Below are 286 nucleotides of genomic sequence, written 5' to 3'. Positions count from 1 at the left end.
CGGTCCGGGCGCGGGCCCGGCGAGCACCGACCGCCCCCTGCTGACCGACGCCCAGGCCGCCCAGCAGGAGGTCGCCGACTGGCTCGGCGACTGGACACCCACCGCGTCCTGAACCCCGGCCGCGGAGACACCGGTGGCTCGGCACCCGCCGTCGCGGGTGCGGAGCCACCAGGGGGTCTCACCGGGATCTCATCCGGGGCTCACCGCACGACGGTGATCCGGTCGGCCTTCGGCGGGGCGATCGGGCTGCTCGCCGACGAGTGCGCCGTCAGGTAGTCCGCCAGGG

General features: G+C 76.6%; 1 pseudogene. It reads left to right on the top strand.

The annotated features are described in order from the left end of the window. Positions 1-112, top strand: a pseudogene (locus tag ACGFT1_RS35840) (pectin esterase); the annotation flags it as partial. Between the last annotated feature and the right edge of the window lie 174 nt (positions 113-286).

The sequence above is a fragment of the Streptomyces sp. Y20 genome, from assembly GCF_043195475.1.
Classification (GTDB): Bacteria; Actinomycetota; Actinomycetes; order Streptomycetales; family Streptomycetaceae; genus Streptomyces.
Note: the sequence above shows the minus strand (reverse complement) of the source record. Positions and strands in the feature narration are given on the sequence as shown.